Source organism: Streptomyces sp. NRRL S-244, assembly GCF_000717915.1.
In the GTDB taxonomy this organism is placed as follows: Bacteria; Actinomycetota; Actinomycetes; order Streptomycetales; family Streptomycetaceae; genus Streptomyces.
Genome location: NZ_JOCX01000008.1, coordinates 353,266 through 368,327, shown reverse-complemented (window position 1 = coordinate 368,327; position 15,062 = coordinate 353,266). Strand labels below are relative to the sequence as shown.

The window sequence follows — 15,062 nt, the reverse complement described above, 5'->3', positions numbered from 1 at the left end:
GCGGTTCAGGTCTGCCGGCGGGGGCGACTGTGCTGTGCCATGGCGGGGCGTTTAGGGTGAGCCGGGTTGGTTAGGTTTACCTAACTCGCTCGTGCCCCCCCCCACTCCAGGAGATCCGACATGTCCTTCCGACGCCGCGGAACAGCCGCCGTCGCCCTCGCCGCAGCCGCCGCGCTCGCCCTCACCGCCTGCGGCGGCCAGGACGCGAAGGCCGGCAAGGACGGGAACGGCAAGGACACCGCCCCGGCCGGGGGCGGGAAGGCCGTCGCCCAGGGCGGCAAGGAGTTCTCCGAGGCCGCGCGGAAGACGGCCGCCTTCGGAACCACGTCCCCGGCCGGTCAGTTCCCGCGCACGATCACCCACGCCATGGGCGCCACCGAGATCACAGCCGCGCCCAAGCGCGTCGTCGTCCTCGACGTCGGTGAACTGGACAACGTTGTCTCGCTCGGCCTCCAGCCCGTCGGCTACGCCCCCACCGAGGGCGACGACGGCATTCCGGGCTACCTGAAGAAGGAGGCCGGCGAGCCCAAGTCCGTCGGCACCATCAACAACCTCAACCTCGAGGCGATCAACGCCCTCAAGCCCGACCTGATCCTCGGCAGCCAGCTGCGCTCCGCGGACAAGTACGAGGCGCTCTCGAAGATCGCCCCGACCGTGTTCTCCATCCGCCCGGGCTTCCCGTGGAAGGAGAACTACCTCCTGAACGCGGCCGCCCTGGACAAGACCGCCGAGGCCAGGACCAAGCTCGACGCCTACCAGGCCAAGGCCGCGAAGCTCGGCGACGACCTCGGCGAGAAGAAGCCGACCGTCACCATGCTCCGCTACATGCCGGGCAAGACCCGCCTCTACGCGGGCGCCTCCTTCATCGGCACCATCCTCAAGGACACCGGCATCCCGCGCCCGCAGAACCAGCAGGTCGAGGACCTCGCCGTCGAGATCAGCCCGGAGCGGATGGACGAGGCCGCCGCCGACTGGATCTTCACCGGCGTGTACGGGAAGAAGGACAAGACCAAGCGGGACTCCGCCGAGGCCAACCCGCTGTGGAAGAACCTGGAGGCCGTGCAGCAGGGCCGCGCCAAGGACGTCCCGGACGAGACCTGGTACCTGGGCCTCGGCGTGACCGCCGCCGACAAGGTCCTGGACGACCTGCGCACCTTCCTCGTCAAGTAAGCAGTGAGTACGGAGTGCCCGCAGGGGTCCCGGCCGCCCGGGACCCCGCACGCCCGCCGGGACCCCTACGCCCGCCGGGACCCCTACGCCCGCCACCCCGTGGGGACGGACCCGCTCCCGTACGGACGGTAGCCTTGGCCTGTGCCCCGTCTCTCCGAAGTCATCGCCGCGCTGGACGCCCTCTGGCCCCCCTCGCGGGCCGAGCAGTGGGACGCCGTCGGAACCGTCTGCGGCGATCCCGACGCCGAGGTCTCCCGCGTCCTGTTCGCCGTCGACCCCGTGCAGGACATCGTCGACGAAGCCGTGAAGCTGGGCGCCGACCTGGTCGTCACCCACCATCCCCTCTACCTGCGCGGCACCACCACCGTCGAGGCCGGCACCTTCAAGGGCCGCGTCGTGCACACGCTGATCAAGAACGACATCGCGCTGCACGTCGCCCACACCAACGCGGACACCGCCGACCCCGGCGTCTCCGACGCCCTCGCCGGCGCCCTCGACCTGCGCATCACCGGCCCGCTGGTCCCCGATCCCACCGACCCCGAGGGCCGCCGCGGCCTCGGCCGGATCTGCGAGCTGGACCACCCCGAGACCCTGCGCGCGTTCGCCGCCCGCGCCGCCGCCCGGCTGCCGCGGACCGCGCAGGGCATCCGCGTCGCCGGCGACCCCGAACTGCTCGTCCGTACCGTCGCCGTCAGCGGCGGCTCCGGGGACAGCCTCTTCGACCAGGTCCGGGCCGCCGGCGTGGACGTGTTCCTCACCGCCGACCTGCGCCACCACCCCGTGTCCGAGGCCCGCGAGCAGAGCCCGCTCGCCCTCGTCGACGCCGCGCACTGGGCCACCGAGTGGCCCTGGTGCGAGCAGGCGGCCACGCAGCTCGACGCGATCTCCGAGCGCCACGGCTGGGGTCTGCGCACCCACGTCTCGCGCACGGTCACCGACCCGTGGACGGTGCACGCGCCGTCCGACGTTCCTTCATCTCCCTCTTCTATCTCAGGAGCCCCCAACTGAACGCCGAGCCCGCCGACCAGATCCGACTTCTCGACGTCCAGGCCCTGGACGTCCGGCTGTCTCAGCTCGCCCACAAGCGCAAGTCGCTGCCGGAGCACACCGAGGTCGAGTCCCTGGCCAAGGACCTGACGCAGCAGCGCGACCTGCTCGTGGCGGCCCAGACGCAGGCGAGCGACGCCGCCCGCGAGCAGACCAAGGCGGAGCAGGACGTCGACCAGGTGCGCCAGCGCGCGGCCCGCGACCAGCAGCGGCTCGACTCCGGCGCGGGCATCTCCGCCCGCGACCTGGCGAACCTGCAGAGCGAGGTCGTCTCCCTCGCCAAGCGCCAGGCCGATCTGGAGGACGTGGTCCTGGAGGTCATGGAGCGCCTGGAGGGCGCGCAGGAGCGGGTCACCGAGCTGACGGAGCGGGTCGCCGCCCTCGAAGCCAAGCTGACGGACGCCACCGCCCGCCGCGACGCGGCCACCGGCGAGCTCGACGCCGAGGCCGCGAAGATCGCCAAGGACCGCGAGGTCATCGTCGCCTCGATGCCGGCCGACCTGATGGCCCTGTACGAGAAGATCCGCGTCAAGCAGGGCGGCGTCGGCGCCGCCCGCCTGTACCAGCGCCGCTGCGAGGGCTGCCGCCTGGAGCTCGACATGGCCGAGGTCAACGAGATCAAGGCCGCGGCCCGCGACCAGGTCGTGCGTCACGAGAACTGCGGCCGCATCCTGGTCCGTACGGCCGACTCGGGCATCTGATGCAGAGGCCTGTCCGGTTCGTCGTGGAGGCGGACGGCGGCTCCCGGGGCAACCCGGGGCCCGCCGGCTACGGCGCGGTCGTCCTCGACCCGGCGACGGGCGAGACGCTGGCCGAGCGCGCCGAGTACATCGGCGTCGCGACGAACAACGTGGCCGAGTACAAGGGCCTGATCGCCGGGCTCAGGGCGGCCCGCGAGCTGTCCCCCGACGCCGTGGTCCAGGTCCGCATGGACTCCAAGCTGGTCGTCGAGCAGATGTCGGGCCGCTGGAAGATCAAGCACCCCGACATGAAGCCCCTCGCCGCGGAGGCGGCGAAGATCCTGCCGCGCGCGCAGGTGACGTACGAGTGGATCCCGCGCGAGCGCAACAAGCACGCGGACCGGCTCGCCAACGAGGCGATGGACGCGGGCAAGCGCGGCGAGCAGTGGGAGCCGTCGGCCTCTTCGGCGGCCCTGGACACCTCGGCGGCCCGCGCCCTGGCGACCCCGCCGGCCGGCCCTCCGGGGGATGCCGCGAAGGGGGCCGCGGCCGTACGGGCCGCCCTCGCCACTGCTTCCGGTACGTCGGCCACCGCGCCGGCACGCGAGGAGGCAGGGGCCGACACCCTGTTCGCGGAGCACGGCGCCACCGCATCGGGACGCATCCCCGCCCCGGCGCCGGGCCCGGCCCAGGCCCCGTCCGCCACGCCGGGCTGGGGCCCCGACATGGGGACCCCGGCGACCTTCGTCCTGCTGCGCCACGGGGAGACGGCCCTCACCCCGCAGAAGCGCTTCTCCGGCAGCGGCGGCACCGACCCGGAGCTGTCCGAGGCCGGCCGCCGCCAGGCATCGGCGGTGGCCGAGGCCCTGGCCGCGCGCGGCACCGTCCAGACGATCGTCAGCTCCCCGCTGCGCCGCTGCCGGGAGACCGCGCAGGCCGTCGCGGACCGGCTCGGCCTCACGGTCACCGTCGAGGAGGGCCTGCGCGAGGTGGACTTCGGCGCCTGGGAGGGTCTGACCTTCGGCGAGGTGCGCGAGCGCTTCCCGGACGACCTCCAGGCCTGGCTGGACTCCCCGAAGGCGGCCCCGACGGGCGGCGGCGAGAGCTTCACGGCCGCCACCCGCCGCATCTCGGCGACCCGGGACCGGCTGCTGGCCGCGCACGCGGGCCGCACGGTGCTGCTGGTCACGCACGTGACCCCGGTCAAGATCCTGGTCCGGCTCGCGCTGGGGGCCCCGCCGGAGGCGCTGTTCAAGATGGAGCTGTCCGCGGCCTCCCTCTCGGCGGTGGCCTACTACGCCGACGGCAACGCCTCGGTGCGCCTGCTGAACGACACCTCGCACCTGCGGTAGAAGCGACGTACGGCGAAGGGCCCGCCCCCTGACGGGAACGGGCCCTTCGGCTTCGTCGAGTGCAGAACAACCGGAGCTGTACGCCGGGTTCTGTCGCCCGGTGACCTCGCGGTCGCCGGGGAGACGGCCATCCATCTAGGACCGGCGTTGCCGCCGGCCTCCTGCGGTCTACCCGCGAACTCGGGCGGGCAGCCCTCGAACGTTCGCGCAGGGCCCGCCGTCCGAAAACGGCCGGCCCCTCTTGACCTTGCTCCGGGTGGGGTTTACCTAGCCGCCTGGGTCACCCCAGGCGCTGGTGGTCTCTTACACCACCGTTTCACCCTTACCGAGGGCCGAAGCCCCGGCGGTCTGTTTTCTGTGGCACTGTCCCGCGGGTCACCCCGGGTGGCCGTTAGCCACCACCCTGCCCTGTGGAGCCCGGACGTTCCTCGGCGGGATCCGGGGATCCCGACGCGGCCGCCCGCTCCGGTTGTTCTGCGAGTGACCATGCTACCCGCGCCGGGCGCCGCGCTTGACCTTGACGCAGCGGCAGGGTTTCTACTGGAGGGCATGCGGATCGGAGAGATCGCCGCGCTCGTCGGGGTCACGACCCGGGCGATCCGGCACTACCACCATGTCGGGCTGCTCCCGGAGCCGGAGCGGCGCCCCAACGGCTATCGCGCGTACAGCGTGCGCGACGCCGTCCTGCTGGCGCGGGTGCGCCGGCTCACCGAGCTCGGGCTGAGCCTCGACGAGGTGCGGGACGTCCTCGCGGACGACGAGGGGCGCGAGCTGGCCGACGTACTGGCGGAACTCGACGCCGACCTCGCCCGCCAGGAGGCCGAACTCGCCTCCCGCCGGCAGCGGCTCGCGGCGCTGCTCGCCGCCGGGCCGGGGGACGGCGAGCCCGTCTCGCCCGGGCTCGCCGCGCTGTTGGCGAAGGCGCCGCCCACCGCCTCCCCGGCCGCCGCCAAGGACCGCGACCACCTCACCCTGCTCGACGCCACCGGCGCGGCCGGCGAGGAGCTCTACGCCGCGCTCGCCCCCGTGGCCGCCGACCCGGCCGTCCTCGCCCTGTACGAGCGGCTCGACGAGCTCGCCGCGGCCCGCGTCGACGACCCCCGCATCGGCCCGCTCGCCGACGCGCTGATCGCGGCCGTCCCCGCCGGGGTCTTCGAGGCGGTCCCGGCCGGCGGCCCGGTGGTGCCCGGCTTCCAGGAGGCGCTGCTCGCCGACTTCGCGCCCGCCCAGGCGGAGGTCGTCCGCCGTCTGATGGCGGCCTTCGCGGACCGGGGCCGGGCGTGAGCGCGCTGCGCGCGGCCCGGATCGCGGCCGCCGCGGTGATCCCGGGCGAGCTGGTCCTCGTGCTCTGCCTCGCCGCCGGGCTCCGGCCGCCCGGGTGGCTCCTGGCGGGCGCCGAGGTGCTGGTGCTCGGGGTGCTGCTGCTGGAGGCGCGGGTGCTGTGGTCCCTGTACGCGGCCGCCCGTGCGCGGGGCCTGGCGCCCCCGGCGGCCCGCCGGGACGCGGTCGGCGCCGCCGTCCCGGAGCCCGTACGGCGCCTCCTGCTGCACGAGCTGCGGGCCTTCGTCTCCTTGGGCCGCTGGGTGGGGCGCCGCAGGCACGGGGTGCGCCCGGGGGACCTCGCCGCCGCGTACACCGGACCGCAGACGGCCATGATGTACGGGCTGCTCTTCGTGTCGGTCATCGAGACGGTCGGGCTGGCCGTGCTGATCCCCTGGCCGGCCGTGCACCGGGTGCTGCTCGTCCTCGACGTGTACGGGGTGCTGGCGGTACTGGCCCTGCACGCCGCGTGCGTGACCCGGCCGCACGTGGTGCGGCCCGACGGGACGCTGCGGATCCGGTACGGGGCGCTGTTCGACCTGACCGTCCCGCCGGACGCGGTCGCCTCGGTCCGGGTGGACCGGCGCTACCCGGAGGGCCGGCTCGTCAGCCTCTCCGACGAGGGGGTCCTCGACCTGATCGTGGGCAGCCAGACCACGGTGACCGTTGAGCTGAACCGGCCGCTGGACTTCCGCAGGCCGCTCGGGGCCCGCGCGTCGGCCCGTACGATCCGCTTCCACGCGGACGACCCCCGCGCGCTGGTCGGCGCGGTACGGCAACCCGCACCCCCGTGACGGGCTGCCGCACTGCGTGGGGACTCTCCGGGGGGAGGAGGAGTCGTAGGCCGAGCCTGACAAGCGGAAACCGGCCTGTCTTGCAGAAAACGGCGACGGGAGCCGGTCGGTCACTCCGCCTCGGGCGGGAGCAGCACGCTGGTGATCCGGCCCGGCATCCGGTCCAGCGCCGAACACGGCGGCAGGCCGCCGCGCAGGGCCGCGAACCGGGCGGGCGGCAGTCCCGTCATGGCCTTCACGTCCCGGCTGAAGTGGGCCTGGTCGTGGTAGCCGCGGGCGGCCGCGACCTCGGCGGGGGCCACCCCGGCCGCGAGGGCGCGCAGCGCGTGCTGGAGCCGGAACACCCGGGCCATCGCCTTGGGCGGCAGCCCGATCTCCTCACGGAAACGGGCGCGCAGGTGACGGGCGCTCCAGCCGGTGTCGGCGGTGGCCCGCGCCAGCGAGCCCGGGCCGCTGTCCGTCCACAGCCGGGCCAGTGCCCCGCGCACGCCCGGGGTGACGGCCGGGCCCCGGTCGAGGCGGGCGGCGAGGACGGAGTCGAGGAGGTCGAAGCGCTCGTCCCAGCCGCCCAGGGACCGCAGCCGCTCGGGCAGGTGGCGGCCGACGGGCCCGAGCACCTCGCCGAGGTCCACGAGGCCGTCCTCGAAGTGCACCATCGGCACCCCGAACAGCCGGTACGCGCCGAGCGGGCTCATGTTCACCTCCAGCCCGTGCACCGCACCCGCGTGCACCCCGATCGCGGGGACCGTGCGCGGCCCGGCGATCAGGGTGCGGGAGACGGCGGCGGGGCGCGGACGGGCGGCGGCGAGCCCGCCGGTGCGGGTCACCCAGAGGCCCTCGCTGAAGGTGAAGACGAGCGTGACGAAGCCGGTGGGCAGCTCCAGGCGGCGCCGGGGCGCGGGGAAGCGGGTGTGGAAGCCGGTGTAGCCGACCACGTGGGGCCGCAGCACGGGAGCCGGCCGCCGCCGTGCCCCGTTCGCGGGCGCGCCGCCGGGCTGGGCGGGCGGCCGGGCGGGCGTGTCGACGTGGGCCATCTCCGCTGCCTCCCCGGGGTGTCGGTGCGCAGATGATGACAGCCGCAGGCTTCCGGAGCCAGGGGCGGCGCGGGCCGAAGGGCCCCGGTCGCGGGCGGGGGCGTGCCGAGGGCGTGCGGAGGGGCGTGCCGAGGGGCGGTGCGAGCGCACGGCCGGGTTGCTCACGCCGGGGCGAAGAGGATCTTCGAGGTGCCCGGGTCGGCCTCCGTCAGCCGGACCCGGATGCGGTCGCCCAGCGGCAGCCGCGCGGACGGAGATTCGACCCTGCCGACGACGGCCGGCTCCTCCAGGTGGACCGTGCCCACGAGCGGCTCGTGCTCCTTGACGTCGATCACGGTCGCCTCGAAGGTCTCCCCGACGTGGTCCTTCAGCAGGGCCGCCTCGACGAGGTCCACGCACTCCCGCTCGGCGGTGTTGGCCAGCCTGCTCCCGTCCGCCATCCGCTGCGGGAGCGCGTCCAGCGCGTCCGTCGCCCACTCCGGGGGCGCGACCCCGGCCGCAGCCGCCACGCACAGCTCGCCCGCGTACCGGTCGACGAGCCGGCGCAGCGGGGCGGTGCAGTGCGCGTACGGGGCCGCCACCGCGGCGTGCAGGAGGGGGTCCGGGGCCCGGCCGCCGGTGAACACCGTGTAGCCCGCGCCGCGCAGCAGGGCCGTGCACTCCTGGAGGAACGCGGCGTGGGCGGGCAGGTGCGGGTCGAGGGAGCGGACGAGTTCGGCGTACGGCATGTGGTGCGGCCAGTCGATCCGCAGGGCGGCGGCGGTGCGCCGGAGCCGGCCGACGGCCCCGTCGGGGGCGCTGGGGAGGGTGCGCAGGACGCCGGTGCCGGCGGCGAGCATCAGCTCGGCGGCGGCCATGCCGGCCATGAGGGAGATCTGGGCGTTCCAGCCGTCCGCGGGGAGCGGGGCCCGGTAGGCGAGGGTGTAGGAGCCGTTCTGCGCGACGATCTCCTGCTCGGGCACGTTCAACGAGACCCCGCCGCGTTCCTGCTCCAGGGTCTCGCGGAGCCGGCCGATGTCCCGGAGGAGGGCGACGGGCTCCTCGGCGGTCCGGGAGTCGATGGTCTGCTGGACGCCGTCGTAGTCCAGTTTGGCCCGGCTGCGGACCAGGGCGCGGCGGACCTCGGTGGTCTCCACGCGTCCGGCGGAGTCCAGGTCGAAGCGCCACAGCAGCGCCGGGCAGGTCTGGCCGGGCAGCAGGCTGGCCGCGCCCTCGGAGAGGACGGGCGGATGGAGGGGGATCCGGCCGTCGGGGAAGTAGAGGGTGGTGACGCGGCGGTGGGCCTCGGCGTCGAGGGCGCCGCCGGGGGTGACGAAGGCGGCGACGTCGGCGATGGCGTAGTGCACGCGGTAGCCGCCGCCGCCGGCGCGCTTCGCCAGGTGCATGGCCTGGTCCAGGTCGCGGGAGGCGGGCGGGTCGATGGTGAACAGGGGGAGGTCGGTGGCGTCGAGGTCGGGGAGCCGCGGGGCGCGGACCGCCTGCTCGGCCTCGGCGAGCACCGGAGCCGGGAATTGCGTGGGCACGCCCAGCTCCGTGCGCAGTTCACGCAGCGCGGCCCGCAGGGCAGCCCCGTCTGCGCCGGTCATGTGCATATGACGGCGTGGCATGGGTCGAGCGTATTGCGGGTGGGCGCCCGTGGCGCGGCGAGCCGTTTACCCTGGCTCGGGGGCCGCACCCCCTGCGCCGTGTCGTACTGAAGGAGAACCACCGTGCTCGTGCTGCTGCCGCCGTCCGAGGGAAAGGCCGTCGGCGGTTCCGGCGCGCCCCTGGAGCCGGAGACGCTGTCGCTGCCGGGACTGGCCGAGGCGCGGGCGGCCGTGCTGGGGGAACTGGTCGAGCTGTGCGCCGGGGACGAGACGAAGGCCCGCGAGGTGCTCGGCCTGAGCGAGGGGCTGCGCGGCGAGGTGGCGAAGAACGCCGGGCTGCGGTCCGCGGTGGCCCGGCCGGCCGGGGAGATCTACACCGGCGTCCTGTACGACGCGCTGGGCCTGGCCGACCTGCCGGCGGCGGCGCGGACGCGGGCGGAGCGGTCGCTGATGGTGTTCTCGGGCCTGTGGGGCGCGGTCCGGGTGACGGACCGGATCCCCTCGTACCGCTGCTCGATGGGGGTGAAGCTGCCGGGGCTGGGCGCGCTGGGGGCGTACTGGCGGGAGCCCATGGCGGCGGTGCTGCCGGCCGCGGCGGGGGACGGGCTGGTCCTGGACCTGCGCTCCTCGGCCTATGCGTCGGCGTGGAAGCCCAAGGGCGAGGTGGCGGGGCGCACGGCGACGGTGCGGGTGCTGCACTCGCAGGTCGTGGACGGGGTGGAGAAGCGGTCGGTGGTGAGCCACTTCAACAAGGCCACGAAGGGTCGGCTGGTACGGGACCTGCTCGTCGCCGGGGCCGTCCCCGCGACCCCGGCCGAGCTGGTCACGACGCTGCGCGACCTGGGCTACACGGTGGAGGCCGAAGCCCCCGCGAAGCCGGCCAAGGCCTGGTCCCTGGACGTGGTGGTCACCCAGATCCACTGACCGCCCCCGGGCCGGGGCGGCCCCTTCAGCGGTTCAGGGGCCAGGCCGCCGAGGGGGTTTCGGTGGCCGCGACCGCGTACGTGGCGCAGGCGTCGGTCAGGGTTTCGAGGAGGGTGAGGGGGTCCGGCAGGGGGTGTTCCGTGCCGCGGATCCAGGTCACCGCAAGGTCACCGGGGAGCGCGGCCGGGGGGATGAGGACGTAGCTGCCGCGGCAGTGCCAGCGCAGGCCCGGGTGTTCGTCCATCGTCTCGGGGTGGCAGTCCAGTTCGCAGGGCCACCACTCGTCCTCGTCCTCGGGGGTTCCGCGCGTCGCGGTGAAGAAGAGCATCCGGGCCTGGTCGCCCGTTCCGCCCGATTCGGCGACCGGGCCGACCTCGACGCCGGCCGCCAGGAGGCGGTCCAGCGCGCTCGCCCCGGCTTCGAGGGGGACGTCCAGTACGTCGTGGACCATGCCCGTCGCGGTGATGAAGTTCGCCTGCGGCTGGTTGCGTGCCCAGCGTTCGATCTGTGCGCGGTCGGTCGTCGACTGCGTCTGCCAGGCGAAGGAGAGGGGGTGGCGTGCGGGGGTGGGACAGCCGATCCGGTCGCACGAACATCGGTAGCCGGCGGGATGGGCGGCGGGGGCGAGCGGCAGGCCCGCGGCGGCCGCGGACAGCAGAAGGGCCTCGCGTGCGCGCTCGGGATCTTCGGGGGAGGGTTTGGGCCGCCGGCGCAGCCACTGGGAAATCCTGCTCTGCTCGCCGCGTTTGACGCGGCCGGACTCAGACCCCATCTATCCCCTCACCTCACCGTTTCCCCGGCAGACCCTCACATGGTCCCACCATCCTGGGGTCCGGGTGACCGCTCTCCCCCACCGGGGGGTGGGGGACAGGTGCACGGAGAGCGCACAACAGCAGGCGGAATACCGTCACATACCCGTGAAATTCGGCCAATTGTCCCCGGCCGGCCACCGCCCCGTCAGCCCTCGGTGACCTTCGACACCCCGGTCACCGCGCCACCCCGCCCAGTACCCGGTCCACCAGCCCGTCCGCGAACGCGTGCGTCAGCGGTCCCGTCCGCATCAGCCAGCGGTACGTCAGCGGGCCCACCAGCATCTCCACCGCCAGGCGCAGGTCCGCGTCCGGCGCGAGCTGTCCGGCCTCCCGGGCCGCCCGCAACCGCGTCTCGTACAGGGCGAGCTGCGGCTCCAGCAGCCGCTCGGTGAAACGGGCGCTCAGCTCGGGGTCGGTCGCCCCGGCGGCGGTCAGGGCGCGCGTGGGGGCCGCGTACTTCTCGTCGTTGAACTGGTCCACCGTCACCCGCAGCACCCGCTTGAGGTCCGCGGCGAGGTCGCCGGTGTCCGGGAAGCCCGTCCAGTCGGCTTCCGCCTCCGCGTCCCCGAAGAGCGCGAGCGAGGCGTCCAGCAGGACCGCCGCCTTCGAGGGCCACCAGCGGTAGATCGTCTGCTTGCCGACGCCCGCGCGGGCGGCGATGGCCTCGATGGTCAGCTTGTTGTAGCCGACCTCCGTGACGAGCGCGAGCGCCGCGTCGAGGATGGCCCGCCGGGAGCGGTCGTTGCGGCGGGCGGGGTCGGGGGCCTTCGCGTCAGGCGATCTGCTGCTCATTCGGACAAATTATCAACGCGCGACGTCTCGTCTTTGTGTCATTCCGTAAACCACCCAATCAGTTCACTGCGCGGTTTCCCTTGAGGAGAGACGATTCTCTCGACATCCCTCGTGAGCCGTGAGGAGCCTTCTTTGCGCAGAGTCGCCACACCCCGGCGCTACTTGATGTGCCCACCCGCACACTTCAAGGTCACGTACTCCATCAACCCGTGGATGGACCCCACGAAACCGGTGGACCTGCCCCTCGCACACGCCCAGTGGGAAGACCTCCGGGACCGCTACCGCTCGCTCGGCCACACCGTCGAGACGCTCGTACCGGACCCCGAGCTGCCCGACATGGTCTTCGCCGCCAACGGCGCCCTCGTCGTCGACGGCCGGGTGCTCGGCGCCCGGTTCGCCTACCCGGAGCGCACCGCCGAAGCCGAGATCCACCTCGACTGGTTCCGGTCCCACGGCTTCGAGCACGTCCACGAGCCGTCCCACGTCAACGAGGGCGAGGGCGATTTCGCCGTCACCGCCACCTACATCCTGGCCGGCCGGGGCTTCCGCTCCAGCCCGCTCTCGCACGACGAGGCCCAGGAGTTCTTCGGCCGCCCGGTCATCGGCCTCGACCTGGTGGACCCGCGCTACTACCACCTGGACACCGCGCTGTGCGTGCTCGACGGCGACGAGGTCATGTACTACCCGCCCGCGTTCTCTCCCGGCAGCCGGGCCGTACTGGAGCGACTGTTCCCGGACGCGCTGATCGCCGGCGACGAGGACGCGGCGGCCCTCGGCCTCAACGCGGTCTCGGACGGCCGCAACGTGCTGCTCCCGCAGGCGGCGGCCGGACTGTTCCAGCCCCTGCGGGAGCGGGGCTTCGAGCCCGTCCCGATGGACCTGGGCGAGCTGCTCAAGGGCGGCGGCAGCGTGAAGTGCTGCACCCAGGAGCTGCGGATGTAGCGCCCGCCGCGCGCCGCGGCCGCGCGGCTACGAGGTGGCCGGCGGCCACTCCTGCCCCCAGTCGGCGTCCCGCGCCGCCTTGTAGAGGTCACCGTGGCGCTTGGTCACGTTGACCCGGGTCAGGCCCTCGCCCTCGGGACCGCACAGTTCCAGCAGGACGAGCCCCTTCCGGATCTGCGGCCTCCGCGTGATCCGGGACGGGGCCGGCTCCACCGGGAAGCGGGTCGCGGCCACGTAGCTGAACTTCTCGTCCTCGTACGGGAGGGAGCCGCCCTTGACCTTGCGGTGCAGGGAGGACCGGCTGACCCGCGCCGAGAAGTGGCACCAGTCCTGGCCGACCTCGATCGGGCAGGTGCCGTCGTGCGGGCAGGGGGCCGCGACCTTCAGCCCCGCCTCGATCAGCTGGTCGCGGGCCTCGCGGATGCGCAGGTACCCCTCGGGCGTGCCCGGCTCGATCAGCACCACGGCCTGCCCGGCGCGGGCCGCCTCGGCGACCACGGCCCGGCGGGCCTCCGGCGTCAGCTCGCCGAGTACGTACGACACCGTCACGAGGTCCGTCTCGGGGAGCGCCAGCCCGGACCCGATGACGGCCCGGCGCCACTCGGCGGCGCGCAGCACCGGCGAACCGGAGGAGGCCGCGAGCTCCTTGCCGAGGGCCAGCGCCGGCTCCGCCCAGTCCAGGACCGCGGTGTCGCGCGGGCCGTCCCAGGTGGCGTCCACCGCCCAGGCCGCCGCGCCCGTGCCGCCGCCCACGTCCACGTGGGAGCCCGGGGACCACTGCGGGGCGGCCTCGGCGAGGGCGTCCAGGGCGGACCGTACGGCCTCGAAGGTGGCCGGCATCCGGTACGCCGCGTACGCCGCCACGTCGGAGCGGTCGCGCAGGATGGGCGCGTCGGTCGGGGTCCGGCCGCGGTAGTTGGCGATCAGCCGGTCGACGGCGGCCGTGGCCTGCTTCGGCGGGATCCCGTCGAGCAGCCCGCCCAGCGCGGACCGCAGCGTTTCGGCGGTGGTGGGCACGGAGGCGGAGGCGGAGGCGTTCACCAGCGAAGTTTACGGCGCCCGCGGGGTCCGGGACGCCGCCAGGGGGTGTCGTCGAAGTCCCGTCTGGCCGGCCTCACGGGCGGCCGACGCCACTTCGACGACCCCCTGGGGCGTCCCGGAAGCCCGGATCAGACGGCGGAGTCCCGGTTCTGCCAGGGCCGGCACATGCCGGCGAAGCAGGCCACCGCCAGCAGCGAGCACACCAGCTGGACCAGGGCCATCGGCACGGCCGTGTGCTCGCCGGCGATCCCGACCAGCGGCGAGGCGATCGCCCCGACCAGGAAGGAGGAGGTGCCCAGCAGGGCCGAGGCCGAGCCGGCCGCGTGCGGGGTGCGCATCAGCGCCAGCGCGTTGGTGTTCGGCAGGACCACGCCCATCGCCGACATCAGCACGAACAGCGCCGCCGCGATCGGGACCAGCCCGACCTCCCCGAACACCCCGGTGGACATCAGCAGCAGCGAGAGCGAGGCCGCCGTGATGACGGTGAGCCCGCCGCCCAGCACCTTGTCCAGGCGGACCCGGCCGACCAGCAGCTTGCCGTTGACCTGCCCGGCGGTGATCAGGCCGACGGAGTTGAGGCCGAACAGCAGGCTGAAGGCCTGCGGCGAGGCCCCGTAGATCTCCTGCACCACGAAGGGCGAGGCCGAGATGTACGAGAACAGCGTGGCGAAGGCGAAGCCGCCGGCGAGCGTGTACCCGGCGAAGACGCGGTCGGCCAGCAGCCCCCGCATGGTCCGCAGCGCGGAGCCCACGCCGCCGGTCTGCCGCTGCTCGGGCGGCAGGGTCTCGCCGAGGCTGCGCCAGACGACGAGGGTGAGCACGGCGCCGACGCCGGTGAGGACGACGAACACCCCGCGCCAGTCGGCGAAGCGCAGGATCTGGCCGCCGATGAGCGGGGCGATGACCGGGGCCACGCCGGAGATCAGCATCAGCGTGGAGAAGAACCGGGCCATCTCGACGCCTTCGTACAGGTCGCGTACGACGGCCCGCGCGATGACGATCGCGGCCGACCCGGCCAGGCCCTGGAGCAGCCGGAAGCCGATCAGCAGTTCGGCGGTCGGCGCGAGGGCGCAGATCGCGGTGGCGAGGACGTAGACGACCATGCCCATCAGCAGGGGCCTGCGGCGGCCCCACTTGTCGCTCATCGGGCCGATGACGAGCTGGCCCAGCGCCATGCCGGCGAGGCAGGCGGTGAGGGTGAGCTGGATCGTGGCGGCCGGGCTGTGCAGGGCGCCGGTGACCTGAGGCAGGGCCGGCAGGTACATGTCCATGGACAGCGGGGGGAGGGCACTGAGCCCGCCGAGTATGAAAGTGACGAGCAGTCCGGTACGGCGGGCAGCCGTGAGCGGGGCGGAAGCGGCCCCCGCCGGCGTGGAAGCGGTCTGCGGTGCGGAAGCGGTCTGCGGTGCGGAGGGCGTTTCGGGCGGCGGCTCGTGCGAGGGGGCCGTCGCGGGGCCTCTCTCCGACATGCGGAACTCCAGTCTTTTCGTCGTCTTTTCACACCCCCGACCGACCCATGCTCTCAGCTATCGGAACGTCCGTGGACCGATGCGACATGTGACGTACCC

General features: G+C 74.1%; 14 protein-coding genes and 1 other RNA gene. 8 read left to right on the top strand and 7 right to left on the bottom strand.

What is annotated here, in order from left to right:
* The first annotated feature begins 120 nt into the window (after nt 1-120).
* The 4 genes from IF02_RS0112705 to IF02_RS0112690 all read left to right on the top strand — a co-directional run bounded on the left by IF02_RS0112705 (nt 121) and on the right by IF02_RS0112690 (nt 4,249).
* Nucleotides 121-1,170, top strand: coding sequence for an ABC transporter substrate-binding protein (locus IF02_RS0112705; RefSeq protein WP_030156346.1), 1,050 nt, complete (start codon nt 121-123; stop codon nt 1,168-1,170).
* Nucleotides 1,171-1,311: 141 nt separating this feature from the next.
* Nucleotides 1,312-2,178, top strand: coding sequence for a Nif3-like dinuclear metal center hexameric protein (locus IF02_RS33690; RefSeq protein ID WP_030156344.1), 867 nt, complete (start codon nt 1,312-1,314; stop codon nt 2,176-2,178).
* On the top strand, nt 2,175-2,918 hold the full coding sequence (locus tag IF02_RS0112695) for a zinc ribbon domain-containing protein (protein WP_199809215.1): 744 nt from the start codon (nt 2,175-2,177) through the stop codon (nt 2,916-2,918). The genes IF02_RS33690 and IF02_RS0112695 overlap by 4 nt, the downstream gene beginning before the upstream one ends.
* Nucleotides 2,918-4,249, top strand: a complete 1,332-nt coding sequence (locus IF02_RS0112690) for a bifunctional RNase H/acid phosphatase (protein WP_030156340.1) — start codon at nt 2,918-2,920, stop codon at nt 4,247-4,249. The genes IF02_RS0112695 and IF02_RS0112690 overlap by 1 nt, the downstream gene beginning before the upstream one ends.
* A gap of 63 nt (nt 4,250-4,312) precedes the next feature.
* Here the strand turns inward: IF02_RS0112690 and rnpB are convergent.
* Nucleotides 4,313-4,721, bottom strand: an RNA gene (gene rnpB, locus IF02_RS33095) — RNase P RNA component class A.
* Nucleotides 4,722-4,798: 77 nt separating this feature from the next.
* On the opposite strand from rnpB, the gene IF02_RS0112685 reads away from it, so the two are divergent.
* Together IF02_RS0112685 and IF02_RS0112680 are read left to right on the top strand one after the other, a co-directional pair.
* Nucleotides 4,799-5,533, top strand: coding sequence for a MerR family transcriptional regulator (locus tag IF02_RS0112685; RefSeq protein ID WP_030156338.1), 735 nt, complete (start codon nt 4,799-4,801; stop codon nt 5,531-5,533).
* Nucleotides 5,530-6,363, top strand: a complete 834-nt coding sequence (locus tag IF02_RS0112680; protein ID WP_030156336.1) for a hypothetical protein — start codon at nt 5,530-5,532, stop codon at nt 6,361-6,363. Before IF02_RS0112685 ends, IF02_RS0112680 begins: the two co-directional genes overlap by 4 nt.
* Before the next feature lie 110 nt (nt 6,364-6,473).
* Here IF02_RS0112680 and IF02_RS0112675 read toward each other — a convergent pair whose 3' ends face one another.
* Together IF02_RS0112675 and IF02_RS0112670 are read right to left on the bottom strand one after the other, a co-directional pair.
* Nucleotides 6,474-7,397 carry an AraC family transcriptional regulator gene (locus tag IF02_RS0112675; protein ID WP_051696170.1) on the bottom strand — a complete coding sequence of 308 codons (924 nt, stop codon included), beginning with the start codon at nt 7,395-7,397 and terminating at the stop codon, nt 6,474-6,476.
* Nucleotides 7,398-7,558: 161 nt separating this feature from the next.
* Nucleotides 7,559-9,004: an RNB domain-containing ribonuclease gene (locus IF02_RS0112670; protein ID WP_030156333.1), complete on the bottom strand. Its 1,446-nt coding sequence runs from the start codon at nt 9,002-9,004 to the stop codon at nt 7,559-7,561.
* A gap of 102 nt (nt 9,005-9,106) precedes the next feature.
* Here IF02_RS0112670 and yaaA point away from each other — a divergent pair, with 102 nt between their 5' ends.
* Nucleotides 9,107-9,907 carry a peroxide stress protein YaaA gene (gene yaaA / locus IF02_RS0112665; RefSeq protein WP_030156331.1) on the top strand — a complete coding sequence of 267 codons (801 nt, stop codon included), beginning with the start codon at nt 9,107-9,109 and terminating at the stop codon, nt 9,905-9,907.
* Nucleotides 9,908-9,932: 25 nt separating this feature from the next.
* On the opposite strand, the gene IF02_RS0112660 is transcribed toward yaaA, so the two are convergent.
* Nucleotides 9,933-10,679, bottom strand: coding sequence for a bifunctional DNA primase/polymerase (locus IF02_RS0112660; protein ID WP_030156329.1), 747 nt, complete (start codon nt 10,677-10,679; stop codon nt 9,933-9,935).
* A gap of 214 nt (nt 10,680-10,893) precedes the next feature.
* Nucleotides 10,894-11,511: a TetR/AcrR family transcriptional regulator gene (locus tag IF02_RS0112655; RefSeq protein WP_030156327.1), complete on the bottom strand. Its 618-nt coding sequence runs from the start codon at nt 11,509-11,511 to the stop codon at nt 10,894-10,896.
* 111 nt (nt 11,512-11,622) lie between these two features.
* On the opposite strand from IF02_RS0112655, the gene ddaH reads away from it, so the two are divergent.
* On the top strand, nt 11,623-12,453 hold the full coding sequence (gene ddaH / locus IF02_RS0112650; RefSeq protein ID WP_420708137.1) for a dimethylargininase: 831 nt from the start codon (nt 11,623-11,625) through the stop codon (nt 12,451-12,453).
* Nucleotides 12,454-12,480: 27 nt separating this feature from the next.
* On the opposite strand, the gene IF02_RS0112645 is transcribed toward ddaH, so the two are convergent.
* Entirely contained in the window at nt 12,481-13,494 is a 1,014-nt protein-coding gene (locus IF02_RS0112645) for a small ribosomal subunit Rsm22 family protein (RefSeq protein ID WP_030156323.1), read from the bottom strand.
* A gap of 128 nt (nt 13,495-13,622) precedes the next feature.
* Nucleotides 13,623-14,963, bottom strand: coding sequence for a multidrug effflux MFS transporter (locus tag IF02_RS0112640; protein WP_078622053.1), 1,341 nt, complete (start codon nt 14,961-14,963; stop codon nt 13,623-13,625).
* Between the last annotated feature and the right edge of the window lie 99 nt (nt 14,964-15,062).